21 protein-coding genes, 1 tRNA gene, 2 pseudogenes and 1 riboswitch are annotated in these 26,589 nt (G+C 59.8%); of the genes and pseudogenes, 7 read left to right on the plus strand and 17 right to left on the minus strand.

From position 1 onward, the window contains the following. Positions 1 to 100: 100 nt before the first annotated feature. Positions 101 to 3,163 (plus strand): annotated as a pseudogene (locus GH659_RS08540) (error-prone DNA polymerase); the annotation flags it as partial. A gap of 417 nt (positions 3,164 to 3,580) precedes the next feature. Here GH659_RS08540 and GH659_RS08545 read toward each other — a convergent pair. Together GH659_RS08545 and GH659_RS08550 are read right to left on the minus strand one after the other, a co-directional pair. Then, entirely contained in the window at positions 3,581 to 4,630 is a 1,050-nt protein-coding gene (locus tag GH659_RS08545; protein ID WP_170285851.1) for a Bug family tripartite tricarboxylate transporter substrate binding protein, read from the minus strand. Then, positions 4,623 to 5,573, minus strand: coding sequence for a LysR family transcriptional regulator (locus GH659_RS08550; RefSeq protein ID WP_153110988.1), 951 nt, complete (start codon positions 5,571 to 5,573; stop codon positions 4,623 to 4,625). Before GH659_RS08550 ends, GH659_RS08545 begins: the two co-directional genes overlap by 8 nt. Before the next feature lie 112 nt (positions 5,574 to 5,685). Here GH659_RS08550 and GH659_RS08555 point away from each other — a divergent pair, with 112 nt between their 5' ends. Continuing rightward, positions 5,686 to 8,022, plus strand: coding sequence for an alpha/beta hydrolase domain-containing protein (locus GH659_RS08555; RefSeq protein ID WP_153110989.1), 2,337 nt, complete (start codon positions 5,686 to 5,688; stop codon positions 8,020 to 8,022). 251 nt (positions 8,023 to 8,273) lie between these two features. Further along, positions 8,274 to 8,633, plus strand: a pseudogene (locus tag GH659_RS08560) (IS110 family transposase); the annotation flags it as partial. 255 nt (positions 8,634 to 8,888) lie between these two features. On the opposite strand, the gene GH659_RS08565 reads toward GH659_RS08560, so the two are convergent. Continuing rightward, positions 8,889 to 10,400 carry a tripartite tricarboxylate transporter permease gene (locus tag GH659_RS08565; protein WP_153110990.1) on the minus strand — a complete coding sequence of 504 codons (1,512 nt, stop codon included), beginning with the start codon at positions 10,398 to 10,400 and terminating at the stop codon, positions 8,889 to 8,891. Positions 10,401 to 10,412: 12 nt separating this feature from the next. Continuing rightward, positions 10,413 to 10,868, minus strand: a complete 456-nt coding sequence (locus GH659_RS08570; RefSeq protein ID WP_246167787.1) for a tripartite tricarboxylate transporter TctB family protein — start codon at positions 10,866 to 10,868, stop codon at positions 10,413 to 10,415. Between the two features lie 36 nt (positions 10,869 to 10,904). On the opposite strand from GH659_RS08570, the gene GH659_RS15145 reads away from it, so the two are divergent. Both GH659_RS15145 and GH659_RS08580 read left to right on the plus strand, forming a co-directional pair. Beyond that, positions 10,905 to 11,042 (plus strand): tautomerase family protein, encoded by a 138-nt coding sequence (locus GH659_RS15145; protein ID WP_153110992.1) that lies wholly within the window; start codon positions 10,905 to 10,907, stop codon positions 11,040 to 11,042. A 647-nt stretch (positions 11,043 to 11,689) separates the two neighbouring features. Continuing rightward, positions 11,690 to 13,336 (plus strand): electron transfer flavoprotein-ubiquinone oxidoreductase, encoded by a 1,647-nt coding sequence (locus GH659_RS08580; RefSeq protein ID WP_246167785.1) that lies wholly within the window; start codon positions 11,690 to 11,692, stop codon positions 13,334 to 13,336. Between the two features lie 136 nt (positions 13,337 to 13,472). Here the strand turns inward: GH659_RS08580 and GH659_RS08585 are convergent, their stop codons facing one another. The 7 genes from GH659_RS08585 to GH659_RS08615 form a co-directional block, all read right to left on the minus strand. Next, the gene (locus tag GH659_RS08585) at positions 13,473 to 14,420 is read right to left on the minus strand and encodes an electron transfer flavoprotein subunit alpha/FixB family protein (RefSeq protein ID WP_153110993.1); all 948 of its coding nucleotides are present in this window, start codon (positions 14,418 to 14,420) and stop codon (positions 13,473 to 13,475) included. Beyond that, complete coding sequence (locus GH659_RS08590; RefSeq protein WP_153110994.1) at positions 14,417 to 15,178, minus strand: electron transfer flavoprotein subunit beta/FixA family protein; 762 nt, start codon at positions 15,176 to 15,178, stop codon at positions 14,417 to 14,419. The genes GH659_RS08585 and GH659_RS08590 overlap by 4 nt, the downstream gene beginning before the upstream one ends. A 110-nt stretch (positions 15,179 to 15,288) precedes the next feature. Further along, the gene (cobT, locus tag GH659_RS08595; protein WP_153110995.1) at positions 15,289 to 16,425 is read right to left on the minus strand and encodes a nicotinate-nucleotide--dimethylbenzimidazole phosphoribosyltransferase; all 1,137 of its coding nucleotides are present in this window, start codon (positions 16,423 to 16,425) and stop codon (positions 15,289 to 15,291) included. Positions 16,426 to 16,514: 89 nt separating this feature from the next. Continuing rightward, positions 16,515 to 16,703, minus strand: a riboswitch (cobalamin riboswitch). 26 nt (positions 16,704 to 16,729) lie between these two features. Continuing rightward, the gene (acuI, locus tag GH659_RS08600) at positions 16,730 to 17,716 is read right to left on the minus strand and encodes an acrylyl-CoA reductase (NADPH) (RefSeq protein ID WP_153110996.1); all 987 of its coding nucleotides are present in this window, start codon (positions 17,714 to 17,716) and stop codon (positions 16,730 to 16,732) included. Between the two features lie 58 nt (positions 17,717 to 17,774). Further along, entirely contained in the window at positions 17,775 to 18,410 is a 636-nt protein-coding gene (gene acuR, locus GH659_RS08605; protein WP_153110997.1) for an acrylate utilization transcriptional regulator AcuR, read from the minus strand. Between the two features lie 492 nt (positions 18,411 to 18,902). Beyond that, positions 18,903 to 19,664, minus strand: a complete 762-nt coding sequence (locus tag GH659_RS08610) for a nitroreductase (protein WP_211364167.1) — start codon at positions 19,662 to 19,664, stop codon at positions 18,903 to 18,905. A gap of 6 nt (positions 19,665 to 19,670) precedes the next feature. Then, on the minus strand, positions 19,671 to 20,567 hold the full coding sequence (locus GH659_RS08615; protein WP_153110998.1) for a TOTE conflict system archaeo-eukaryotic primase domain-containing protein: 897 nt from the start codon (positions 20,565 to 20,567) through the stop codon (positions 19,671 to 19,673). Between the two features lie 208 nt (positions 20,568 to 20,775). Here GH659_RS08615 and GH659_RS08620 point away from each other — a divergent pair, with 208 nt between their 5' ends. Both GH659_RS08620 and dinB read left to right on the plus strand, forming a co-directional pair. Then, positions 20,776 to 20,979 carry a hypothetical protein gene (locus GH659_RS08620; protein ID WP_153110999.1) on the plus strand — a complete coding sequence of 68 codons (204 nt, stop codon included), beginning with the start codon at positions 20,776 to 20,778 and terminating at the stop codon, positions 20,977 to 20,979. Between the two features lie 78 nt (positions 20,980 to 21,057). Then, complete coding sequence (gene dinB, locus GH659_RS08625) at positions 21,058 to 22,206, plus strand: DNA polymerase IV (protein WP_153111000.1); 1,149 nt, start codon at positions 21,058 to 21,060, stop codon at positions 22,204 to 22,206. Between the two features lie 30 nt (positions 22,207 to 22,236). On the opposite strand, the gene GH659_RS08630 is transcribed toward dinB, so the two are convergent. From GH659_RS08630 to GH659_RS08655, 6 genes are all read right to left on the minus strand, one after another. Beyond that, positions 22,237 to 22,551 (minus strand): integration host factor subunit beta, encoded by a 315-nt coding sequence (locus tag GH659_RS08630; protein ID WP_153111001.1) that lies wholly within the window; start codon positions 22,549 to 22,551, stop codon positions 22,237 to 22,239. A 62-nt stretch (positions 22,552 to 22,613) separates the two neighbouring features. Further along, positions 22,614 to 22,700 (minus strand) — tRNA-Leu (locus GH659_RS08635). Between the two features lie 103 nt (positions 22,701 to 22,803). After that, positions 22,804 to 23,724, minus strand: a complete 921-nt coding sequence (locus GH659_RS08640; RefSeq protein WP_153111002.1) for a hypothetical protein — start codon at positions 23,722 to 23,724, stop codon at positions 22,804 to 22,806. A 5-nt stretch (positions 23,725 to 23,729) separates the two neighbouring features. Next, positions 23,730 to 24,038 (minus strand): DUF5710 domain-containing protein, encoded by a 309-nt coding sequence (locus tag GH659_RS08645; RefSeq protein WP_425499989.1) that lies wholly within the window; start codon positions 24,036 to 24,038, stop codon positions 23,730 to 23,732. A 349-nt stretch (positions 24,039 to 24,387) separates the two neighbouring features. Beyond that, the gene (locus GH659_RS08650; RefSeq protein WP_153111004.1) at positions 24,388 to 25,050 is read right to left on the minus strand and encodes a response regulator; all 663 of its coding nucleotides are present in this window, start codon (positions 25,048 to 25,050) and stop codon (positions 24,388 to 24,390) included. Continuing rightward, positions 25,047 to 26,441: an ATP-binding protein gene (locus GH659_RS08655; RefSeq protein ID WP_170285852.1), complete on the minus strand. Its 1,395-nt coding sequence runs from the start codon at positions 26,439 to 26,441 to the stop codon at positions 25,047 to 25,049. Before GH659_RS08655 ends, GH659_RS08650 begins: the two co-directional genes overlap by 4 nt. Positions 26,442 to 26,589 lie beyond the last annotated feature (148 nt).

A 26,589-nucleotide genomic window follows, 5' to 3' on the forward strand; every position in this document is an offset into this window, starting at 1 on the left:
CGTTCGTGATCACCGGCGCCTCAAAAACCGCCGATCTTCTCAGTTCGGTGTATCAACTTTCAATCGCTGGCCTGTGTCAATTTACAACCGCTGGTGACACCCTTCCTACGCCGAGCTGCACTGCCTCTCGAACTTCAGCTTCCTGCGCGGCGCTTCGCATGCGGAAGAACTGGCCGAGCGAGCGCAGGCGCTTGGCTACGCGGCGCTGGCAGTCACCGACGAATGCTCGTTCGCCGGCATCGTGCGCGCGCATGTGGCGGCCAAAGCCATTGGCCTGAAGCTGATCGTCGGTACCGAACTGGTGTTCGCCGACGGACTGAAACTGGTGCTGCTGGCGCAGAACCGCGCCGGCTACGGCAATCTCTCGGCAATCGTCAGCCTCGGCCGGCGGCACGCGGAGAAGGGCAGTTACCAGCTGACGCGCGGCGATCTTGCGCGCGGCGTTCCCGACTGCCTGGCGCTGTGGATCGCGCCGCCGGAAGCGTCGAACGACGATGGCCGCTGGCTGGCGGAGACGTTTCCAGGGCGCGGCTGGATCGCCTTCGAGCGCCATCTGGCGCCGGATGACGCCGAACGGCTGGCCGCCTTGCGCGTACTGTCGGCAGCGACCGGGCTGCCGCTGGTGGCGGCCGGCGACGTGAACATGCACGTGCGCAGCCGGCGGCCGTTGCAGGACGTGCTCACCGCGTTGCGCCTGAACGTGCCGGTTGATGAGGCCGGCCACACGCTGTTCGCCAACGGCGAGCGACACTTGCGCCCGCGCCTGCGTCTCGCGCAGCTCTACCCGCCGGAACTGCTCGCCGAGACGCTGCGCATCGCCGACCGCTGCCGGTTTTCGCTCGATGAGCTGCGCTACGAATACCCCGAGGAAGTCGTGCCGCCGGGCCAGACGCCGGCCGGTTATCTGCGCGCCGAGGTGACGCAGGGCCTTGCCGTGCGCTACCCGCATGGCGTCCCGGGCAAGGTGGCGCAACAGATCGACTATGAACTCGCACTGATCGCCGAGATGCGCTACGAAGCGTACTTCCTGACCGTCTACGACATCGTCAAGTTCGCGCGCTCGCGGAGCATTCTTTGCCAAGGGCGCGGCTCGGCGGCGAACTCGGCGGTGTGCTACGCGCTCGGCGTGACCGAGGTCGACCCGGCGCAATCGAATCTGCTGTTCGAGCGCTTCATCTCGAAGGAGCGCAACGAGCCGCCCGACATCGACGTCGATTTCGAACACCAGCGGCGCGAGGAGGTCATCCAGTACATCTACGCGAAATACGGCCGCGACCGCGCCGCGCTGACGGCGACGGTGATCAGCTACCGCACGCGCTCGGCGCTGCGCGATGCCGGCCGCGCGCTCGGTATCGACATCGACCGCATCAACGCGCTAACGTCCTCGCTGGCGTGGTGGGAAATGAGAGAAAAGCGGCGAGAACACCTGGCGGAGCGCTTCGCCGAAGTCGGCCTCGATCCGCACAGCCCGCGCGTCGAGAAATGGCTGATTCTTGCCGAGCAACTGCGCGGTTTTCCGCGCCATCTGTCGCAGCACGTCGGCGGCTTCGTCATTAGCCGCGGCCGCCTTGATCGTCTGGTGCCGATCGAGAACGCTGCGATGGCCGAGCGCAGCATCATCCAGTGGGACAAGGACGACATCGACGCACTCGGTCTGATGAAGGTCGACGTGCTCGCGCTCGGCATGCTGACAGCGATCCGCCGTGCGTTCGACGGCATTTCCCGGCGCCTCGCTCGTCCGTTCCGCCTGCAGGACATCCCGCGCGAGGACGCGGCGGTGTACGAAATGATCGGCCGCGCCGACACCATCGGTGTCTTCCAGATCGAGTCGCGCGCGCAGATGGCGATGTTGCCGCGCCTGAAACCGAAGTGCTTTTACGACCTCGTGATCGAAGTGGCCATCGTGCGGCCGGGGCCGATTCAGGGCGACATGGTGCATCCCTACTTGCGCCGGCGGCAGGGCGTCGAGCCGGTTAGCTATCCGTCGGCAGCCGTCGAATCGGTGCTCGAGCGCACGCTCGGTGTGCCGATTTTTCAGGAACAGGTGATGCAGCTGGCGATCGTCGCCGCCGGTTTCACGCCGGGTGAAGCCGACCAGCTGCGCCGTTCGATGGCGGCGTGGAAGCGCAAGGGCGGCGTCGGCCATCTGCGCGACAAGCTGATCGGCGGCATGCTCGAACGCGGTTACGAACGCGAGTTCGCCGAAGCCATCTTCCGCCAGATCGAAGGCTTCGGCGAGTACGGTTTTCCGGAATCGCATGCGGCCAGCTTCGCGCTGCTCACCTATGTTTCCTCGTGGCTCAAGCGGCACGAGCCGGCGGCTTTCCTTACCGGTTTGCTCAACGCGCAGCCGATGGGTTTCTATTCCGCCTCGCAACTCGTGCAGGACGCGCGCCGGCACGGCGTCGACGTGTGGCCGCCCGACGTGCAGCACAGTGACTGGGAGACAACGCTCGCCGGCGATGGGCTCTCGACCGTGCGCCTCGGCCTGCACCGGATCGCCGGTCTGGGCGAGGGGGCTGGAAAGCGCATCGCCGTCGCCCGGCCGTTCCGCGATGTGGCCGATCTGGCGCGGCGCGCCGACGTTGGCCGCGACGATCTTGCCGCGCTGGCGGCCGGCGGCGCCCTGAAGTCGCTTGCCGGTCATCGCCGCCAGGCTGCGTGGGCAGTGGCCGGGGCGCCGGTGCAGCGCGATCTGCTGCTCGAAGCGCCGGTGCGCGAAGAGGAATTGCCGTTACCGGCACCGAGCGAAGATGCCGATCTCGTTGCCGACTACGCCACGCTCGGCCTGACGCTCGGCCGCCACCCCTTGAGCCTGCTGCGGGCGCTGCTCGAACAGCGGCGCTACGTGCCCACTGCCGCGCTAGGCGAATATACCGACAAGCGTCCGGCCCGTTGCGCCGGCATCGTCACCTGCCGCCAGCGGCCGGGCACCGCCCAGGTGGTCTTCCTGACGCTGGAGGACGAATCGGGGCTGCTCAACGTCATCGTCCAACCCGCGCTCGCCGAACGGCAGCGGCGCGAACTCCTCAGCGCCCGCCTGCTTGGCGTCCTCGGCGTCGTGCAGCGCGAAGGCGGCGTTGTCCACCTGCTTGCCAAGCGGCTGGTCGACCATACGCCGTTGCTCGGGCAATTGCCGACGAGCAGCCGGGATTTCCATTAGCAACGGCGGATTACAAAATCGCACCATCCTGACCATCTATTCCTGTGGGACTTTACCGCTCAATGGCGGCCGTCTGACCGGCTGTTCCCGACCCTCAGCTGCCGGATGCGATAACGGAGCGTCTATGGCCGGAGTCTGAGTAGAGCCGCCGTTCGTGATGACTGATCACCGGCAAGTCGTCGGCCACTGCTGCCGTTGGGGTAGGTCGCTGCCAACGGCAGTAACCCGACGGTCAACGGCCGTAGCCCGGCAAGTTGGTCTCTACGTCTGCTTCTCTTTATCCGCTACAGCCCGAGCGACCCATTGCCGCCCTTCGCTGGAATTGCTATTGGGCGGCAGGTAGCAAAGTACAGCGGACATACGGCCTCAAGTCGTCTGCCCTTGCCGCGTAGAAACTTATTTGGGCCGGATCAATTGTTACTCGGTGATCTCAAGTTGCTCGATCAGTGGCTTGAATTGGTTAGTGTAACGGTTCAGCCACGTCGACACCCCGCTCAATGCCGAGTCGACGGGTGAGGCATTCACCAGTGCGAGCCGCCTTCGGTATTGTGGATCGGATCGTGCGCACTTCGCAGTAACTTCCCGAAGCCGCTCAGTCACCATCCCTGGCGTACCAGCCTTCGCGACCAATGCCAACCAACCTGGTAGCGCCAACGCGTTGTTTCTCGTCATTTCGACGATGGTTGGAACGTCTGCAGCTGCCTCGTCCCTTGACGCGGCGTAGGTGGCTAACGGAACCACGCGACCATCTTTGATTAGAGGGCCGGCGGTGCCGGCCGTGAGCGTCATGATGCTGATCTCACCGGCGAGTAGCGCCCTGACACCTGCAGCCTCACCGATGTACGGTACATGCATTCCTTCAGAGCGCAATTGCCGCAGAACAGCCGCCGTAAGCAGGTGGGCGGGGCTTCCTATGCCGGGCGATCCATAGTTGACACCGCCTGCCGTTCTGCGAGCGACGGCTATGATGCCAGGCAGCTCGCGGATGCCGCTCGAAACGCCGGCCACCAAAAGGAGCGGAGAAGTAGTCAGTACTGCGATTCCGTCAAAATCCTTCACCGGATCGTAGGTCTTATGCCGGTAGACGTGGGGCGTAATCGTGAGCTGCGACATGCCCGCAGTCATAAGGGTATATCCGTCCGCTGGTCGTGTTTTGAGGTAATTCGCGGCCACGACCCCATTTGCTCCCGGCTTGCTGATCACGACCACCGGCTTGCCTAGCTCTCGGGTAGCGCATTCGGCCCAAATCCGACTGATAGCCTCAGACTGGCTTCCCGGCGGCTGCTGGGCGATGAGTTGCACCGGTCGTTCGGGGTAAGCCGCTCCAGCTTGCGTGCAGGCGGGGCCGAGGAGAGATCCGGCCGCCACGGTCGCCACGAGCACCCACAGTCCAGGCGCGGCGGTGGACGCCCCGCCATGGAACGCGGCCACGGCCAGTGGGCAATGAAAGCGACGCACATCACGCACTCGGCTCCGCCTCCGACTCGGCCACTGTCTCGGCCCACTCGGCAAAGCGGCGAAGCGCTGGGGTGACCGGAATGTTATCCGACCACTGCAGGTAATAAGCCTTTGTAGCAGGCCAACCGAGCCGGCTTAGTTTCACGACGGTGCGTCCGTGAAGATGGTTTTCCACCGCATGCCGGGGCAAGAGGGCGACGCCGGTGCCATTAATCACGGCAAGCAAGGCTAAAGACGCCTGCGCGTACACTGGACCGTCGGTCAGTCGCGCCGGCGGCACGAATTCATCAAGTTTGGACAATCGCAGCCATTCCGGCCACGCGTCATTCATGCTCGTGCGGATAAGCGGCGCCGATCGGAGCAGTTCGATCAGCGTGCCGTCTTTGAGCTCGCCCCGCGCGGCCGAGGGCCGCGGCACCCCAAGGCGCGCGAGCAATTCTGACGATCCATAGAGATGATAGACCAGCGACAGCAGTCGGACGGAAACGAATCCCGCAGCGTTGCCTTCGGACAGCTCAATGCTGGCGTCCTCTTCCCCGTAACGCGTCACCCCCGAGTCCTGACGATTGATGAGATTGAGGGTGATGTCGCAGTTGTCACGGACGAACAGGCCTATCTTTGGCATTAGCCAGAGATTGGCGAACGATGGCGGCACGGAGATCGTAACCGTGCTGTGTTGGCGGCTGGCGCCCTTGACCCGATGCCCCGCGCGCTGCAGGAGGAGCAGAGCGTGAAGCGTCTCTTCCCAGTACATCCGCCCGGGTGGCGTGAGTTCCAGCCCGCCGCGTCGTCGGATGAACAACGCGATGCCGAGATCCCGTTCGAGCGTAAGAATATGATGACTGACTGCGCTCTGCGTGAGGTGCATCTCCTTCCCGGCAAGCGTGAAACTGCCTAGACGCGCACTGGCGTCTAGGCAGCGCAAAGCCGTAATGGAGGGGAGGTGATTCATGCATTAATTATATTCATGCCTGCACCAAAATGATACGTTTGACTGCAACTCAACGGAAACCTACTGTCTCGGGTGCCGGTTGGCGTCAATCATGTGAAACCAAGGAGATGCGATGCAGATTTTGTTCGGTATGAGAGCAACCCAGATATATCGGGTGGCGTTCGCGTGTGGGGCAGTCCTCATAATGGCGGGCTGCGGTTCCGGTTCCGATTCCGATTCCGATCGTGACTCGACATCCAAGACTGACAGCGTGGTCGCGCCTCCCGAATTAGCGGCGGCCTGCCCGATTAAGCAGTCTGCAATTGACTCGCTGGTGGTCAAGACGACCGGGCTTGCGTACAACGGGACCCAGTTCGGCAACGTCGGCACCTACACCTATATGCTTGCGGAGGCAAAGGGCACCGTGAAGGCGGACGACCCCTGCGCTCGCACCATTGTTGATCTGAGAAATGCGGCGGACGGCACGGGAACGGTAAAGTACTCGTTTGATGTTGTGATTCTGACGCCGACCGATCCGGCCAAGGCCAACGGCACATTGCTCTACGAGGTCGTCAATCGAGGGCGCACCATTGCGCTGGCGGCGCTGCAGGACAGCAACACGATGGACATCTATAACGCCGTCAAGCCGGTCATGCCGAGCGAGGCGAAGGGCGTTGTCCGGGGCAAGGGGGCGGGCAACGCCTTCTTGCTGAATCAGGGCTACACCATCGTCTTGTCCGGTTGGCAGGGTGACCGTCCGCAGCAGTTCTCGATCGACAGGCCTGCCGCTATTACGGATAAGAACAAATGGCCGGTTATCGGCATGACCGTGCCCGTCGCGCGCGATGTGGCGAACGGCAATGCACTGATCACCGGCGAGGTGCGGGACGAGTTCATCGCCGACAGTCCGACGGCCAACCTGCTCGGCACCTACTACAAGCGCGTGCCGGGCACTCCCGCGACGCTCACCATCCGTAAGACGCCAAACTCATCCCCCATCGTGGTGGACGAAAAGCTGTGGAAATACGTGCCGGGTGCCGGCACCGCCGAGGCGGGTAATACCGGCCCCAACGGTTTAGGGCATGTGGAGATTGACCGCGCGAGCCTGCGCGCCGATGCCCGGTACGCGGCAGCTCTCGACGACGGCAGCGACAACGGATCGATTTACTTATTCGACTACACCGCGGTCGATCCGAAAGTGCTAGGACTCGGATTCCTCGCCACCCGTGACCTCATTTCGTTTCTCCGCTACGAGACGAAGGATGCTAGCGGGAACGTTAACCCATTGGTGACCCGGCCGGCCATTGCCGTAGCCACCGGAATCTCGCAATCGGGGCGTTACCTGCGCGACTTCCTCTGGCAAGGATTCAACGAGGATGCGAAGGGACGCAGCGTGTTTGACGGGATGCTGACCTTGGTGGGCGGATCGCGCAAGACGTACACGAACTATCGCTGGGCAAAACCGGGCGACTACTCGCGGCAGCAAGAAACGCACTACGCACCTGGCGACCAGTTCCCATTCGCATACGCCACCATTACGGACCCACTGACAGGAAAATCTGATGGATTGTTGAAGAAGTGCACACAGACGCGTACGTGCCCGAAGGTCTATCAGTACGACAGCCCCATCGAGGCGAACGGCGGGCGCACATCCCTTCTGGTAACCGACGGCGCCGGTAAGGCGATCCCCGTTCCCGACAATGTGCGGCTCTTCTATGCACCAGGCACCCAGCACACGCCTTTGCCCGCCACTGAGGCGGCCGACCTGCAGCCAGACTATACGGTCGACCGTTCGGTTGGAAAGGACGACCCGTCTGCAAACCCTTGGGCACTGGTGTCTAGCACTGCGATGTACCGCGCTCTGTTCATGAACCTCGAAGGTTGGGTTAAGGGAACGGCGAAGCCTCTTGATAGTCGCTATCCGTCAGTGAGTGATGGAACGCTGGCTGTCGCTACGCCGAATCCCGCGAGCACTGGGCGACCGGATCTGGCAGCAGCGGGGCTTCCCTACAACGGCGGGTATAACACCCTGAGTGTCAACGACGAGTCGGTGAGTCCGCCGGTACCAGGAGACCGGTACTACGTGGTGCCCCAACCGACGACCGACGCACAGGGGAACGAGCGGGCGGGAGTCAAGATGCCGGATATCGCGGCACCCCTGGCGACGTTCACCGGGTACAACCTACGCAAGAAGGGCTTCGTCGAGGGGCAACAGAACGGGCTGAACAGCTCGCAACTCGCTTTTCCGACTACGCCTGCGACGCGGAAGGTGGGCGATCCCCGCAAGAGCTTGCTGGAACTGTATGGGAGCAAGGCCGCATACGTTGATGCGGTGAATCGCGCCGTCGATCAGCTTGTTGCCGAAGGCTTCATCCTTAAGCCAGGAGTCGGCGGCGTAGACGACCCCGCCGAGTACCGAAATCGCGCGCAGATGCAAGTGAAACAAACGGGGTTCCAGCAGCTTCCCTAACGATCATCGTACTTGGCGCCACCCCTGAAGATGAAAAAGACTTCGGGGTGGCAGGGATCGAGTAGCGGTCGTGATATTTTTTGTCGGCTTGATCCTGCACCTAACGTGATCCGCCGGACTGACTCCCATCCGGGATTGCTTCCATAGAAAGCGCACGCTAAATAGGCTGAAGGCGACTTGTCGCCTTCAGCCACATTCAGTTTCGGCACCTGCCATATTCCACCTTTGAGTGTAAATCGACAGGAGGCGGTATGGAACTGGTGGCGTTGTATAAGCGTGTTATTGGGCACGACAGTCATCAGGCGAAGATCACGGCTTGTGCGCTAATCGAGGAGCCTGATAGCAGCATGCGTATCGAGCAACGGCAGCTCGGTGCGTTCGAGCGAGATCGTCGGGAACTGGCGGTATGGGTTGCATCGCTTCATCCGGACGAAGTCGTGATGGAAAGCACTGGCATTTACTGGAAGAGTCCGTATGCAGCGCTTGAGACGGTGGATGTTCGTGCGAAAGTAGCCAACGCCTGATACGTCAAGAATGTGCCGGGGCGCAAGATGGACGTAGGCGACGCCCAGTGGTTGGCGACACTGGCACGTGCGAGTCTGGTTCGCGGCGGCGGCAGGAGCTGGTCGGCCAACTGGCCCCCAGAAGACTCGAGCGCCGTCCGGAGAGATGGCGTCGGGTGGACTGAAAAAGCCGCTGGACTCCACGCGAAATTAGCGGCTTTCCAAGTTGAGCGCATCCGAGAAAATGAACTTCGCACTCAACGGCGGTCATCTGGCTGATCGCCAATCAGCGGGCCGAAACCTCACGAAGGAGGAAACGAGTTGCGAGGTCTTAAGGTTTATAAATGTCCTTGCGGCGGAAAGTCAATCGTCCTCGACGAAGACCTCTTCGCGTTTCTTGCGCAGCGCCGGCAGCATCAGCGTCACCATGATCAGCGCGGCAAGCGTCAGCATCGTGGCGCTGATCGGCCGTGCGATCAGCACCATCGGGTTTCCCTTCGATAACAGCAGCGCGCGGCGCAGGAATTCTTCCATCATCGGGCCAAGAATGAAGCCTAGCAGCATCGGCGCCGGCTCGCATTCGAGCTTGCGGAAGAGGTAGCCGGCGAGTCCGAAGAGCGCCATGAAGTAAACGTCGAACGACGTGTTGGCCAGACTGAAAGCGCCGATGCAGCAGAACACCAGGATCACCGGGAAAAGCAGGTGGTAGGGCACTGAAATCATCTTCACCCAGAGCCCGATCAGCGGCAGGTTGAGAATCACCAGCATCACGTTGCCAATCCACATCGACGCCACGAGTCCCCAGAACAGCGCAGGTTGCTCGACCATCACCGACGGGCCGGGCTGGATTCCCTGGATGATCATCGCACCGATCATCAAGGCCATGACCGGGTTCGACGGAATGCCGAGTGTCAGCATCGGAATGAACGACGCTTGCGCACCGGCGTTGTTGGCCGCCTCCGGCGCGGCGACGCCTTCGATCGCACCCTTGCCGAAATTGGCCGAGTTTTTCGATACCTTTTTTTCCAGGGCGTAGGCGGCAAACGACGAGAGCATGGCACCGCCGCCGGGCAGAATGCCCAGAATCGACCCGAGCATCGTCCCGCGCAACACCGGCGCGGCGATCGCTTTGAAATCCTCCTTGTTGAGCATTAAGCCGGTGACCTTCTTGACCAGCAGGCTGCGCTCGGTTTCGTTCTGCAGGTTGCTGATGATTTCGCCAAGACCAAAGACACCCATCGCGACGACAACGAAGTTGATGCCGTCGATTAATTCGGGAATATCGAAGCTGTAGCGAGCGACGCCGGAATTGACGTCGGTGCCGACAATGCCGAGCAGCAGGCCGAGGACAATCATGCCGAGCGCGTGAATTAGCGAGCCGCGGGCCAGAGCCATCGAAGCTACGAGGCCGAGGACCATCAGCGAGAAATACTCGGCGGATCCGAATTTGAGCGCGATTTCTGCGAGCGGAGGCGAGAACAACGCGATCATGATAGTCGTCACCGTGCCGGCAAAAAACGACGCCAGCGCAGCCGTCACTAGAGCCTTGCCAGCGCGGCCGTTCTTGGCCATTTCGTGGCCGTCGAGCGCAGTCACGACCGACGACGATTCACCGGGCAGATTGATCAGGATCGCCGTCGTCGATCCGCCGTACTGCGCGCCGTAGAAAATGCCAGCGAGCATGATCAGGGATGACACCGGCGGCAGGCCAAAGGTGATCGGCAGCAACATGGCGATCGTCGCGACGGGGCCGAGGCCAGGCAGGACGCCAATCGCCGTGCCGAGAATGACGCCGGTAAGGCAATAGAAGAGGTTGATGAAGCTGCCGGCGGTTTGCAGTCCCAGCCAAAGGTTGGCAAAGAGGTTGGCGTCCATGTCGTTTTATCATTAGCCGCCGAACCACGAACCGAGTAGGGGCATCGGCAGCCCCAGCCCCGTGACGAAGACAAGGACGCAGAAGACGATCAATCCGAGCGCCATGAACACGACCTGCCATTCGAAACGGAACCTCGAACTCGCCGGCGCGCTGCCCATGATCAGCACGAGCAGCGCGACGATCAGCCCGGCGCGCGTGAGCAGTACGCCGAACGCCAGCGTCGATGCGGTGATGACCAGCGCCGGCTTCCAGGCAAAGGCACCGAGCGGCACGCCTGGCCGAGTCACGCCGCGAAGTACTGCGAGCAAGCCGAGAAGCATTAGCAGTCCCGACAACATGGTCGGAAAATAACCGGCGCCCATGCGACTCGCCGACCCGAACGAATAATCACGGGCTATCCAGTACGCGATCGCACCAAAGCTAAGATAAGCGACGCCCTTCCAGAAATCCTTCGGGCCCTTGATCACAGATGACAAAAAAGTTCTCCTTGGTTCTAAAGGGCGTTGGAAGTCGTTGCAGCCGAAATTACCGATAGCATCGTTCGCAACACTGGAACCGACCCGAAACACATCTATGTAATTTTTGAAGACGTTGCGCCTTCAGACAGGGCTGGCGGCGGTCAACTGTTCGGGGAGGGGTGAACCTTTCGACCATAACGGCAGTTCTGACCACCAAACCGACATGACGCTGACGCCTTGAAATGTGGGCTTTGGATCAATCCGGCCGATGGCAGAACACTCGGAGCCACCATTGCTGATCGCTTCGGCCTAACACCGCGCGTAGTAATTTTCCTCTAGATGAAGAGATAATTTTAGCAGGACGTTTGAAAGGGCAGCTGACACCCCTTCTAAATAAATCTCAACCACCTAGATCTTTCATGCAGACAGAAATACAGGTACCTGAAATTGTAAGGATGGCCAAAGACTTTAGCGTGAAAGAACCGAGGTTAACCGGGGCGTTGCTGCCCGAGTTTGGCACGAGACCCAAGGTCGGCTTTGGCCGAACAGTTCGCATAAGGCATCCGGCAGGATTTTGGGCAGAGCGGTCGTACGAATGACTTGCGCTATGGCGAGGCGACCGGCCGCTTCTGGCCGACAACAGCCCAACCATGCTTTATGCCGACAGGTTGATCAAAGCGTCCGATTGATATGGTCTGGTTCGATAAGAATGACTAGGCAGGCCCGATGCAATTGGCCGGTCAACTGAAAAGAGATTCCGCAGCGGCTTACAATAGTTTCCCCAAATCATGCCCGTGCGGCTATTTGACCCACTACTTTCCGCACCTCAAATGACGACAGAACGCGAATCGATGGACTACGACGTGGTGATTGTTGGCGGCGGCCCGGCCGGGCTGTCGGCGGCGATCCGGCTAAAACAACTGGCCGGCTTGGCAGGCAAGGAAATCAGCGTCTGCCTGATTGAAAAAAGCGCGGAAATCGGCGGTCACATTCTCTCCGGCACGGTGATGGACCCGCGTGCACTCGATGCGTTACTGCCCGATTGGCGCCAAGCGGCGCCAGGCATTGTTCCGGTCTCCAACGAACGCTTCCTGATCCTTGGCGAACGGCAGAGTTTCGAAATTCCCCATGCGTTGTTGCCCGGTTGTTTCCATAACGAGGGCAATGTCGTCCTGAGCCTCGCCAATCTCTGCCGCTGGCTCGAGTCACAGGCCGAAGCGCTTGGCGTCGAGATTTACCCGGGATTCGCCGGAGCCGACGTGCTCTATGACGAGGATGGCGCAGTCAAGGGCGTCGTGACCGGCGACATGGGACTGGACAAGGCCGGCCAGCCGGGGCCGGCCTTCCAGGCGGGAATGGAATTGCACGCCCGTTACACCCTGTTTGCCGAAGGCTCGCGCGGCCATCTCGGCAAGCAAATCGAAGAACGTTTCGGACTCCGTGAAAACGCCGATCCGCAAGTCTACGGCCTTGGCATCAAGGAAATCTGGGAAATTTCCCCGGAAAAGCACCAACCGGGGCTCGTCCTTCACACCGCCGGCTGGCCGCTCGACAACGCCACCTACGGCGGCGGCTTCCTCTACCACATGGCGGACAATCAGATCGCCGTTGGCTTCGTCACCGGGCTTGGCTACAGCGATCCGTATCTTTCGCCCTTCGAAGAATTCCAGCGCTTCAAGACGCATCCAGCTATCCGGGGCTTCCTCGAAGGCGGCCTGCGGATCGCCTACGGCGCGCGCTCGATCACGGCGGGCGGCCTGCAATCCCTGCCCAGGCTGACATTCCCTGGCGGCACGTTGGTCGGTGACGACGCCGGTTTCCTCAACGCCGCCCGCACCAAGGGCTCGCACGGTGCCATCGAGTCCGGGAAACTGGCCGCCGACGCGTGCTTTGCGGCGCTCGAAGCCGGCCGGCAACGCGACGAGTTAGCAGCTTACCCGGCCGCATTCCGGCAAAGCGCGCTTTACGACGAGCTCTACCGCGCGCGCAACTTCAAGCCGTGGCTGAGCAGAGGGTTACGACTAGGCGGCCTGATGTTCGGTATCGAGCAGTGGCTATTCAACGGCAAGGCACCGTGGACGCTGCGCCATGCGGTGCCGGATCACCTGAAACTGAAGCCGGCCGCCGCTTGCCAGCCGATCGATTATCCGAAACCGGATGGCGCCATCACCTTCGACCGCCTCTCGTCGGTCTATCTCTCGAACACCCACCACGAGGAAAACCAGCCGTGTCACTTGAAGCTGAAAGATGCTTCGGTGCCGATCACGGTTAATCTGGCGCGATACGATGCCCCCGAGCAGCGCTACTGCCCGGCCGGCGTGTATGAGATCGTGCGCGATGAGAACGACGAGCCCAGATTACAGATCAACGCCGCCAACTGCGTCCACTGCAAGACCTGCGACATCAAGGACCCGACGCAGAACATCGTCTGGGTACCGCCGCAGGGCGGCGAGGGGCCTAATTACGCGACAATGTGAACAACCCCGGTGGACTACACACAATATCTGCCAGCAAGTCTGTGGATAAACGCTGGAAAGGTGGGCTAACCCACTCTACGAAAAGGCTTTTGCAAGACTGCTGAAAAAACAGGCAGCCTTGCACCAATCGGGCCGTTCAACCTGCTTTTTCCGTCAACTCCGGCAGTAGCTGCGACACGTCGCCCACGAGCCCGAAATCCGCGACCTGAAAGATCGGCGCTTCGGGATCCTTGTTGATGGCGACGATGACGCGACTGTCCTTCATGCCGGCGACGTGCTGAATGGCGCCGGAAATGCCGGCGGCGATATACAACTGCGGCGCGACGATCTGGCCCGTCTGGCCGATCTGCAAGTCGTTCGGGACAAAACCGCCATCGACAGCGGCACGGCTCGCGCCAATTGCTGCGCCAAGCTTGTCGGCGAGGGGAACGAGCAAGCGCTCGAAATTCTCCTTGCTGCCCAGACCGCGCCCGCCGGCGACTACCGTCTTCGCGGACGCCAGTTCCGGCCGGGCCGAAGCGGTAAGGTCGCGTCCAGTGACACGGCTGCGCGTATCGGCCGGAGGAACGGAAATCGTCTCAAGACTCGCTGGAGCAGCGCTGGTTTCACTGAGCGTTCCGGCAAATGCCGTCGGCCGCACGGTGATGACCTTGATCGGGTCGGTCGAGCGCACCGTCGCCAACGCATTGCCGGCGTAGATCGGGTGCACGAAAGTCTCCGCATCAACGATTTCGACGACGTCCGATACCGGCGCGACATCGAGTTTGGCGGCGACGCGGGGGAGGGCGCTTTTTCCGGTCGACGTAGCCGGCGCCAGCACATGGCTATAGGCGTTGCGGGCGAGCACGGAGAGGATAACCGCCGTCAGGTCTTCGGCCGTCGGCGTGGCGAGATGCGTGGCATCGCCGACGAGAACGCGAGAAACGCCGGCGAGACGCGTGGCTGATTCGGCGATGCGTCGGCAGTCCGTGCCGACAATCAGGAGATGAATATCGCCGCCCAGTCGGCGAGCGGCGGCCAGCGCGCTGAGGGTGGCCGGTGTCAGTGCGTCCGCGTGATGTTCGGCCAGAACGAGCAGGTTCATGCGAAAACTCCTTTTTCCTTCAAGCGGGCGACCAGTTCGCCGACGCTGGCGAGAATTTCTCCCCGCGCGCGTGGCGCTGGCTCGCTGACCTTGAGGATGTGCAGGCGCGGCGCGATATCGACGCCGAGTGATTCCGGCGTCAGCGTCTCAATGGGTTTCTTCCGAGCTTTCATCAGGTTGGGCAGCGTGACGTAGCGCGGTTCGTTGAGCCGCAGGTCGACGGTGACGACGGCCGGCAGATCGACCCGCAGACGTTCGAGGCCGCCGTCGATTTCGCGGGTAAGGGTAAGCAGCCCCGGTGCCGCTTCGATCGCCGAGACGGCCGTCGCCTGCGGCCAGTCGAGGCGGGCGGCGAGCATCTGGCCGGTCTGGTGGGCATCGTCGTCGATGGCTTGCTTGCCGCACAGGACGAGTTGCGGCGCTTCGCGGTCACAGACGGCGCGCAGGAGCTTGGCGACGGCGAGCGGTTGCAGATTCTTCTCGGCATCCGCGGAGATTTCGATCAGGATCGCCCGGTCGCCCCCCATGGCGAGCGCGGTACGCAGCGTGTCCTGACAGGCGGCGACCCCGGCCGAAACGACCACGACTTCGCTGACGATTCCGGCTTCCTTGAGGCTCACGGCGGCTTCGACGGCGATTTCATCGAACGGGTTCATCGACATCTTGAGGCCAGCCGTTTCCACGCCGCTGCCGTCGCTCTTTACATGCACGCGAATGTGGTAATCCACCACTCGCTTTACGGGAACCACTACTTTCAATCGGAATTCCTTTGCCAGTTTCGGTGTTGCCAGAAGGTTGGAAGGCGTCAATCAGCACGCCGGAAGAGTCGAAATCTACCGTAATCAACGCCTTCCTGACCACAATACCGTCACCGGATCTTCTTGCTGACCCCCGCCGATTCAAAGCTGGCCATTTCGTTCATGAAGGCCATCGCCGCGCAGAGCAGCGGATAGGCGACCATGGCGCCGGTGCCTTCGCCAAGCCGCATGCCGATATCGAGAATCGGATCGGCGTTGAGCGCCTTCAATTGCACGATATGCCCGGCCTCGGCCGACTTGTGGCAGAAGATCACGTAGTCGAGCACGTTCGGTTCGATGCGCGCAGCGGCCAGCAGAGCCGAGGTAGCGATCACGCCATCGGCCATGATGGTGATACCGGCCTCGGCCGCCGCCAGATAGGCGCCGGTCATCATGACGATCTCGAAACCGCCGAATTCGGTCAGGACGGTCATCACATCGGCGTTGGCGGGCAAGTTGGCGCGATCGATCGCCTGCTGCATCAGGGCACGCTTGTGGGCCAGGCCGGCGTCGTCGATGCCCGTGCCGCGCCCGACGCATTCGACGAGCGGCGCGCCGGTCAGCAGATGCGTAATCAGCGATGCCGATCCCGTGTTGCCGATACCTTTTTCGCCGAGTCCGAGAATGTTGCAGCCTTGGGCGATGGCGTCGCGGGCAAAGTCGGCGCCATGCGCCAATGCCAGTTCGCACTGCGCCCGCGTCATGGCGGGTTCGACGAGATAGTTGCGCGTACCGGTCGGCGAAATCTTGGCGTTGATCAGCCCTTCGCGTTCGCCGAAATCGTGCGCAACGCCGGCATCGACAACGACCATCTTCAAACCGTTCAGGCGCGAGAAAACATTGGCGCCCGCGCCGCCTTGCAGATAGTTTTCCACCATCTGCCAGCTGACGTCCTGCGGGTAAGCCGAAATCCCCGCCTTGGCCGCGCCATGGTCGCCGGCGAAGATCAGCATGTGGGGATTGGTGAAGATCGGGGAGAGCGTGTTCTGGATTCGCCCGACCTTGAACGCAATTTTCTCCAGAAGCCCGAGCGAACCGAGCGGCTTTGTCTTGTTGTCGATCTTGTCCTGAAGCGCGCCGTCGAGCGAGTCGCTGACGGCTTTGATGGAAAATTTCGGGGCGGCGGCGTAGCCAGTCGATGGTTGGCCAATATCTCCGGCGATCAGCAAATTGTCGGGGGCGGTCTGGGCAAGCGTGGCTCGGAACATGGTGGAATCCTTTCCTCGGGAAACAGAAAAAACAAAAAGGGCTCCGGCTGACGGCACGCTTGCGCATGCGGTCAGCCGGAGCCCTTGCCAAAGCTCCGCTTCGGTTCGACACGTCTTCTGGCTACCGGATCAGCCGAACCGCCGCGCCTTCCCAACGGAGTGGGCTCCGTCAGTGGCTGGTTGTCTCAACCTTGCAGCGTTCGTCCCCGGATACAGCGGCGGGCCCGCCACGGATTTGCACCGTGTTCCGTTTTCGAACCAAATGGAGCGCGGATTTTCCCTATGGCGCTGATTTCTGTCAAATTCAGGCCGCGCCGACGCGAACGACCAGGCGCCCACGCACCTGGCCGTCGAGGAATTTTTGCGCCTGATCGAGCGCATCGGCCAGACCGATTTCCGTAGTCATGACGTCGAGTTTGGCCGGATCGAGATCGCGCTCAAGGCGTTTCCAGGCTTCCTCGCGCACGGCGAGCGGAGCCATCACGCTGTCGATGCCGCACAGCGTCACGCCACGCAGGATGAACGGGGCGACGGTGGACGGAAAATCCATGCCGCCAGCCAATCCACACGCGGCTACCACGCCGCTGTAGCGCGTCGTCGCGCAGGCGTTGGCCAGCGTATGACTGCCGACGGTGTCGATGACGCCGGCCCAGCGTTCCTTGCCAAGGGCACGCCCCGGAGTAGCCAGCTCGGCGCGATCGATGATTGCGTGCGCGCCAAGGTTGGTCAGATAAGTCGATTCGGTCGGCCTTCCGGTTGAGGCCACAACGGTATAGCCGAGCTTGGCGAGGAGGGCGACCGCCACACTGCCAACGCCGCCAGCCGCGCCGGTGACGAGAATTTCGCCATCGCCCGGCTTCACGCCGTGCTTTTCCAGCGCCAGCACGCACAGCATGGCGGTATAGCCGGCCGTGCCGATGGCCATCGACTGGCGTGGCGTAAATCCAGCGGGCAGCCGCACCAGCCAGTCGCCGTTCAGCCGCGCCAGTTCGGCCAGCCCGCCACAGTGTGTTTCCCCGACACCCCAGCCATTCAGCACGACTTGATCACCTGCTTGCCAGCGCGGATGGCGCGATTCGGTCACGGTTCCGACGAGGTCGATGCCGGGAATCATCGGAAAACGCCGAACCACCGGCGATTTTCCGGTGATCGCCAACGCATCCTTGTAGTTGAGCGTCGACCACGCCACCTGCACGGTGACATCGCCTTCCGGCAATACGGTCTCGTCAATCGACTGCAGATTGGCGCGGTAGCCCGACTCGTCTTTGTTGATCAGAATTCCTCGAAACATCTTTTTCTTCCTCTCGTTGTGATTATTTAGACCGGTCGTCTAGAAATAACGAAAAATATCAGCGAATCGCCGCCATGAAAAGCCCCAGGAACGCCTGCATTGGCTCTGTCGCCCCCATCAGCCGGGCGCGCAGGACAGAACCCTCCCAGCCGATCCAGAACGCATGCGCCATCGCCGGACAGTCGGTTTCTTCCGGCAATTCGCCCGCATCCACCGCGGATTGAAGACAATCCGAGAGACTCGCTTCCCACGTTCGAAGGATTTCTTCGAGCCGCTGCCGAATGCCCAGATTGAGCGAGCTGACCTCTTGCCCGAGGTTGCCAACGAGGCAGCCGCGGGCGAAATTGAAGCGTTCCACGCCTTCGCAGGCGTTATCGACAAACGACCGGATGCGATCAAGCGGCCGCAACGCTTCGTTGCGAAAATGCCGGTCGAGCTTGTTCCGCATATAAGCGGCGTAGGCGTCGAGTGTCTCGAAGATGAAAGCGTCCTTGCTCGGAAAGTAGTGATAGAACGACCCCTTCGGCACCCCGACCGACTTCAGGATTTCATCAAGCGTGGTTGCATTGACGCCGCGTTCGGTCAGCACTTCGATTCCCCGCCGGATCAGGAGTAGACGGGTGTCCGCGTAGTTTTGACCGTTATTGGCCGGGCGCCCGCGCGGACGACGTGGAAGCGGATTGGGGGTGTTCATCACAAAGCGTGCAATGGGGCAGGGAACATCAAAAGAAGAGTTTAGCGCGGGATCGACAAACCGGCATTCAATCTGAAGATTTCAACGTAAACCTATGCCGGCAATAGGCTTTTTCGGTTACCCACAAAAGCTGTGGATAACTTTGTGGGTAATGTGTAAAGAAGCGGGCTAAGTTCAAGCCAGCCAAGGATTCTCCTTACTCTGCCCACAAATTGAGCGACGATCTAACTCATTGATTTATAAGAATCAATGACTCAAAAGGAAAGATGCCGAAGCTTTTTCCAAAAAAAACACCATCAAATGGCTACTGATAATTTTTGTGCATAAGTCAACTACTCATGACTGATTTTTGTGGTTGACGGCGCAGGTTTTCTTTCGATCCGAGGCTTCAATGTCAAACCACGTGTTTTGGGGCACCTCAATGAAAAAGCAAGTCTTTTGTTCTCGCTTTAATGGCCGTTTAGACGAGTAGCTTCAATTTCCAGACACCGTTTATTCGTGGAAAATCGCAAATTCTTCGAGTACCACGCGCTCGCTGGACAGCGCGTTCTCGGGGAACGAGTCGTCGGCATAACCGAGCGCAATGCCGCTGACCAATCGCTCGCTCTCGGGCCAGCCAACAACCCTGGCTACCACCGACTCGAAATTGACCCAGAAGCCTTGGGAACAGGTGTCCAATCCGCGCGCTTTGGCGGCAAGCATCAAGGATTGCATGAACATGCCGGTATCGAGCCAGCTCCCGTAGCCCAGTGCTTTATCTATGGTGACAAAGAGCCCCACCGGCGCACCGAAGAATTCAAAGTTGCGCCGTTGCTGTGCCAGCATCTTCTCTGTTTCTCCCTTGTGAATACCCATCAGACCATACAAGGCTTTGCCGAGACTGCGCTTGCGAGAGCGGTACGGCTCTTCGTCGAGATGACGGTAAATTGTTTCATCACAGCGATGGGGGGTGCTGTCGAAGGCGGCGCAAACGTTGCGAATGACTCTGTCGCGGCTGGCTCCCGTGACGATGTGCACGTGCCACGGCTGGGTGTTGGTTCCCGACGGCGAACGGGAGGCAATGCGCAGAATCTCTTCGAGGACGCTATTTTCAACCGGCGTTGGCAAATATCCGCGTACCGAATGACGCGCGGTAATGTTTTGGCTGACCGTTTCCCAGACGGCAGGATTTGGCGTTGAGGCCATTCGATTTCTCCGTAAATCCAAAGAGGGAATTTTAATGTCTTGTTGACGACCCATCGCCGGGTTGATCAACGGCGATCACCTGCTGGGTTCTGGTTTGGCTTCGAAGTAGGGCAACAGGGCTTTTGCGGCCTTGATTCGGTTATCGGCGTCAGCGGATGGATCATTCATGACGGCCATCAGGAAGCTCTTCGGATCACTAAAATTGCTCCCTACATTCAGCGTCGAGCAGGAGGCACTGGCGGTGACCGCTGGCCGTGTGAGCTCCCCGCCGTGCGATATTGCCGTTTCCTCCGAGAGCGAACTCCCTGCTTCTGCCACCGGTTGGAGAAAATCCAGCGCCCGTCGGAAATCATCGCTTCTGATGCTTTCCAGGTCGGCCAAAATGGCGGCCTGCTTGTCGAAATTCGGAGCCATTTCCAGCCATGGCTCGTCGATAAACATATCTCCCAGGGTCGGGTCGATGAAGGCAGACCATTTGCCGTTTTCCGGATGACGGGCGGGGGCCAGTTGCAACAGGCGCGAGGACGCCTCGACGCCGGGATAGAACTTGAGATTGGCCTCTGGAAGATCGGCAAAATAGTGGCGCCGCAGCGACTCCTGAAAACTCCATGCTTCCGCCACAGCTATGGGTTCCGCAAGCGACAACCAGACTTGATATCCCTTCCCGCAGGAAACCGAGACGGCAGGGGCTGGAAGCTCCAGATTCTCCTGTATCGCTTGATAAAACCTCGCCACATGCTTCCAATCGGTCGCCTTCTCAAAACTCACGACCATGGTTTTTACCGTGCCACGCGCACTGACCAGGTCAAGTACGACGGCTTTTTCTCCCGCCATGTTCTCAGCAACGATGCTCGGGGAAATTGGAACCGTCAGGGCGGCGATGGGCGACTCTTCAATACTCTGCTTGAGGCAGAGGCCTTGTTGCTCAGGAAGGAAATAGAGCCGGGTCAGCTCTTCGGTCAGTTTATTCATGTGCGCCAGTGGGTTCTTGTATCGATGTGGTTATAACAAGCAATGGTAAAGCGGCTAACGGCAAATTCGTTGGTCACGGCAAGGACGAAAGTCGATAGCCGGCTCGTCTCTTCCAAAACAACGAATACTGTACGTTTGTACAGCATTCGGTTATTCTTTGCCGGACTGTTACTTGATTCGATGCACTCTTTCAGCGGAGAGACGGATTATGGATTTCCTTCAGGAATGGTTCGAGAGAATTGCCGGCATCACGCAGGACGAAAGAACGCGTACCGAGCTTGCTCAGGAAATTTTCGCCAAACGGCAATTTAACGTTGCGGCCTTTGAAACACCAGCGTGCTGGCGGAGAAAGGCGAACCGGGGTTTTGTTCAAGACGTTCGGAAGGTGATGGCACGGGGAGGCTCGCGCTAGAAAGGTTCGTGCGACCAAGCCGAATCCCAAAGAAATTCCAAAGAATATCGACCTCGCTTCAATCAGAACCACTCGGAAATGGACAGTTCTCGCCGTATTGCGCACCTCGACATGGACGCGTTTTTTGCCTCCGTTGAATTGCTCCGCTATCCGGAGCTGCGCGGGCAAGCCGTCGTCGTCGGCGGACGCGGTAACTATGAACCGGTGAAACAAGCCGACGGAAGCTGGCGTTTTTCGCGTTTGCGCGAATATGTCGGGCGCGGCGTTGTCACGACTTCGACGTACGAGGCACGTGCCTTGGGCGTGTTTTCAGGCATGGGGCTGATGAAGTCGGCGCAGTTGGCTCCAGAGGCCATCCTGCTGCCGGCCAACTTTGACGCCTACCGCCACTACTCGCGCCGGTTCAAGGCGGCGGTCGCCCGCATCGCACCCAGGATCGAAGATCGCGGCATCGATGAAATCTATATCGACCTTACCGAAATTCCAGAAAACTCAGCATCACTTGCACGACGCCTCAAACAAGCCGTTCTGGAGGCCACGGGGCTGACCTGTTCGATCGGTATTACGCCGAACAAGCTGCTGTCGAAAATCTGTTCGGACCTGGAAAAGCCGAATGGCACCACCGTACTTGCGATGGAAGATATTCCGGCCAGGATTTGGCCGCTGCCAGCCAGAAAGATCAATGGAATCGGGCCGAAGGCGGCGGACAAGCTGGCCCGACTGGGCATACAGACCATTGGCGAAGTGGCCGCAACACCCGTCGGGTTTTTAACTCATCACTTCGGACAAGCTACGGGCAACTGGATGCATCAGGTTGCTCACGGTATCGACAATCGCCCGATTTCGACGGCGTCGGAACCCAAGTCGATCAGCCGGGAGAGCACCTTCGAGCGAGATTTGCACGCCCGGCACGACAAACCGGAGCTTTCCGAAATTTTCACATCGTTGTGCCAGCGGGTGGCCAGCGATTTGAAACGGAAGGGATATGTCTGCCGAACAATCGGCATCAAACTGCGCTACGCAGATTTCCGCTCGGTAACGCGCGACATCACCTTGCCGACCAGCGTGAGTGACGGTAGTCAAATTCGCAGGGCGGCCGGGGAATGTTTGAAACGCGTCCCATTGAACCAAAGAATCCGTCTGCTTGGCGTACGGGTATGTGGATTGAGCCCCTTGGGCGAGGCGGACCGTGTCATCCGCGGTGTTCAGGCCGAATTGCCGTTCTAAACGCGACGGATCAGGGAGGCGCCGCCCCGGTCAAGCTGCCTTTCTTAAAGGCTCCGTAACTTCCAGCGGGGCATCGATGCGCTCTCGCAATTCCTTGCCCGCCTTGAAATGCGGGACATATTTCCCGACGACCGAGACCTGCTCGCCCGTCCTTGGATTGCGCCCTATCCGCGGCGCACGATACTTCAATCCGAAGCTGCCAAAACCGCGAATTTCAACGCGGCGCCCCTGAACCAGCGTTTGATTGATGGCATCGATGATTTCTTTGACCGCCAGTTCGGCATCTTTCAACGCAAGTTGGGGGAAGCGGCCAGCCAAGGCTTGAATAAGTTCGGATCGTGTCATGCCATTACTCTTGCGGCGCGCATCGCGCGGGCCCTTTCGAGTGCATCGTCGATGTTTGGATTTGGTGCCCAGGAGAGGACTCGAACCTCCACAGTGTTGCCACCACCAGGACCTGAACCTGGCGCGTCTACCAATTTCGCCACCTGGGCATTTCGGGAAGGGTGCTATTTTAACCGTGAGCGATTCGGTAATGCAATCAGATGGATACCCGCGATACTGCCAGCCCCGCGAATGCGCTCACTTTGTGCTTTGCTACTCTGAACCAAGGGCGTTCTTGCAGAGTGCAACCGAGTTGGCGCCGAAAGATTTTTCCAGATAGGCGACGAAATCATTCGAATAGGTGGCACATGAAAGTCGCTGGCTTTGAATGAAGCGCCCATGCCTTTCCAGCGTCCAGCTGATTGTGTTTTCCCATTCCCTGTTGCCGCGGGTCAGGTTAAACAACGATTCGAGCAGATTGACGGCCAAATGTTCTTTCCAGTAGCGCGTCTCCTTCTTCGCATTTTTGGAGGCGGAGGCATTAACCTGAAGCATCAGCTCGTTGTATTTCAAAAACAGTTCGACGGCCCTGGAATTGAGCTCGGCCGCTTTTGCGTTCCGCTCCTGATTAAGAGCGCTTTTCTGGATCGCAAGCAAAGCGCGCTGGCTCTTTTGCGTCTCGATGAACTGGTCGGTGCCAACGGATAGTGCGACGACAACGGTCACCGATGCCAGGATGGTCGCGACGTAAGCGCCGAGTTGGAATCGGGTCGCCATCCCGGAGGATGAGTTCGCGACGATCGGCGCTGGCTTTTCCTCGCAGGGAGTCTCTGAAAGCTCCAACGAGGCAGAAGGCACGACTGGCTCCCGAATCGTTGCCGAATTTTCGGCACGATTGGCGGTCGGTGAAACGGTGACGGGGAGGGTGGCTTCTTCTCTTGAAGTGACCGCCTCTTCCCCGGCGGGGAGCGCATCAATCAACGGACGTTCAGCGTTGCTCACTGGCGCTTTCGGCGCCTCCGTTACCAACACCATTTTGGGTGGAATTCCCCGCTTGCGAGGGGTTGCTTCGGGAGTTGCCTTGATTCCCTCGGCCGCGGATGCTTTTGCCTCAGATGCGCTGGACGGAGTAGGGGGCAATTCCCCTTCGGGAAACGCAAGTTGCAGCTGTGTATTTCTGAGTTTCTTTGGCATTGAATTCAAGAATTGTTTCGCAAGGCCGTTGGCCCGCATTTGTCACACACATCCCAAGGCAAGCAGTCGCACAAGCATTCCTGCTCGACAAAAGCGCTTCCTGCAATGACGGCACTGGAGACCGGTTGTTTTTTCGCGCCACTTCCGGCTTGGGGTGGCGAGGCGTTAGATCCATCATGGGGTGACGGAGACCATTTTGCGAACGGGCTCATATCCGCCATGGCCTCGACGTACCAGATTTTGCGGGCGGCATCCCAACGGGCCCCCAGCTTCTTCGCCTGATCTTTTTCAGCGAAGGGAACCTTCAGGTTCATCCGCATTTCGTTCTTTCTTGCGTTGTCGTCATGGCCGTAAACCGCTAGTCCACACGGCCTTGTTTTTCTGGCCTAGCGAAGAAGGTCGCGAATTATAGAGAAACTTTTGTGTTTTACGCGGGGGAAGTCCGCGGATGGGTCATCACGGCTACGCAATGGTCACTCTGTAAGTTGATGTAGCTGGGCAAACAAAGAACAGAGATTTCAGCACAGTTGACGGCATGGTGCAGACGAACGCCTTCGTCTTCGAGCATGTCCTAATCAGAGATTCGACCCGCATGAACACTCGCAACTGCTCGATCCGGCAGGGACTGAAGCGAGTACGCAACGCCACGACCAATGACAAAATTCAGCTCCAGCGATAGCCGATGCCGTGAATTGTCGCTATCGGATCATCAAATCCGCACGCCACCAATTTCTGGCGAAGGTTCTTCACATGGACGTTGATTGTCCGATCATTGACGATCCGGCAATCCGTGTAGATTCGATGCTGCAATTCATAACGCGTAAAGGCACGCCCGGGATTGGCATGAAATATCTTCAGCAGCCGGTATTCAACCGGCGTCAGGGTTACTTCGTCCGAGTCCACGAAAACCCGATGCGCCGCGTCATCGATATGAAGACCGGTTGATGGTTTGCCTTGCCTCATCTGCGCCCGACGGAGCAGTGCGCGAAGACGCGCCGTCATCTCGCGCAGACTGAACGGCTTGCAAAGGTAGTCGTCGGCACCGGCATCCAGTCCGTCGATCCGGTCGGATTCCTCAACCCTCGCGGTCATCATGATGATCGGCACGGCGCATTGTCTGCGGAGCGCCTGACACAGAGTGAGTCCATCAACGTCAGGAAGCAGCCAGTCAAGAAGAACGGCATCAAATCCTCCGCCTGAGACGGCAGCGACCACACCCTGCCCATCGTGCAGCATCGTCGTGCGAAAACCGAATGCTTCAAGATAGCTCGCGATGTTACTGGCCAGTTTTCTTTCGTCCTCAACGATCAGGATATGCGCATTCATGATTGGGCCTCAATCAGGGGAAGATCGACACGTACGCACAGCCCGCCGAGCTCCGAACGCTCGGCCAGGATCCGCCCTGCATGGGCGGTAACGATGCTTTTGCAGATGGCAAGCCCCAGTCCGGATCCGCCGTTGTCCCGGTTGCGCGAGCGATCTTCCCGCCAGAAACGTTCGAATATTTTCGCCACGGATTCATCCTCAACGCCAGCGCCGTTGTCATGGCACTCGACCACGGCGTACCCGCCCTCGCCGCGGAAACAGACGCGCAATAGATCCGTCTGTTCGCCATGATGGAGAACGTTTTCGGCCAGATTCCGGAACAGCTGGCCCAGACGATCAGGGTCGGCGCGGACCAGAAGCGGCGCTGCGCCCCGCATTTCCAGACGGATGCCTTGTGCCACAAGCAGTTTTCTCCATCGCCCGGCTTCCTTTTCAAGCCACATTGCCAGATCGACAGTTCGCCAGCTGTAAGGAAGTTCGCCCACCTCGGCCAGCGAGAGCAGGCGAATATCGTTAATCCGCCTTGTCAGCGTATCGATTTCTTCCCGTAGCGGGCGCAGGTTGTCAGCCGTAAGCGGGAAAACGCCATCCTCGAGATTTTCCAGCTGGCTGCTCATGACGGCCAGCGGAGTCCGCAGTTCGTGGGCAACGTCCGCCATCAACTGCCGGCGCATCAAAGCATTGTTCTGCAGGATGACGGACATGGAATTGAAGTTGGCGGACAGTTCGCCAAGCTCGTCATTTCGATTCTCTGGAACCTGAACCGTGTAGTCCCCCTGAGCGAGCTTGCGCGTACCGTCGATGAGACTCCTGATCGGCGAGAGGAAATTGCGCGCGAGCAGATAATTAAGCAGGGAAATGACACCAAGCGATGCGGCGGCGATGATCCAGATCGATTGCAACTGGTGTTGCACGAAACGCTTGTCAACCTCGATAGACAGACGGCGGCGCGGTTCGCCAACCAGAAAGCCAACGGGCTTTCCATTGGCAACGACCGGCTCCCGAAGCACATCAGTGGGAATCTCCCGGCTTCCCGCGAGGTGTTTTCCTTCCGAGTCATAAAGCGCCAGGCCGCGTGGCAAACCACCGCTCGTACTCGCTGGCTGCTCAAACCCGGGGGCAATGCTCGATTCGAGTAGCCCGCATTCGAGATTCCTGAGGAAAGCCCAGTCGCCATTGACGGACCGGATATCGCCGAGTGTCTCGGCGTAACTTCGCATGCGCTTCGATTCGCTCTCGTACAGATAACCGTCAAGGCCCTGCCTGAAACTCCAGTGCGCAATCACTGCTGCACCAATGAGCGCGATCAGCGAAACGGCAAAAAGAGCAAGCCAGAAACGCGTCGTGAGGGTGAATCTGAGAGGAGCGAAAATCCTGGGGTGCATACGCATTAATGACATTGTGCTTTACCGATTCTTTACCCTATTTTTACCGTTTATTCCCCTCTCGGGAGAAATAGCTCTTTAGAATCGCTAACGGTCATCCTGTCGAAATAGTCGCGTTCAACCCATTGAAATAAATAGAAAAAACTGATTGGTC

The sequence above is a fragment of the Propionivibrio limicola genome, from assembly GCF_009469695.1.
Taxonomy (GTDB): Bacteria; Pseudomonadota; Gammaproteobacteria; order Burkholderiales; family Rhodocyclaceae; genus Propionivibrio; species Propionivibrio limicola.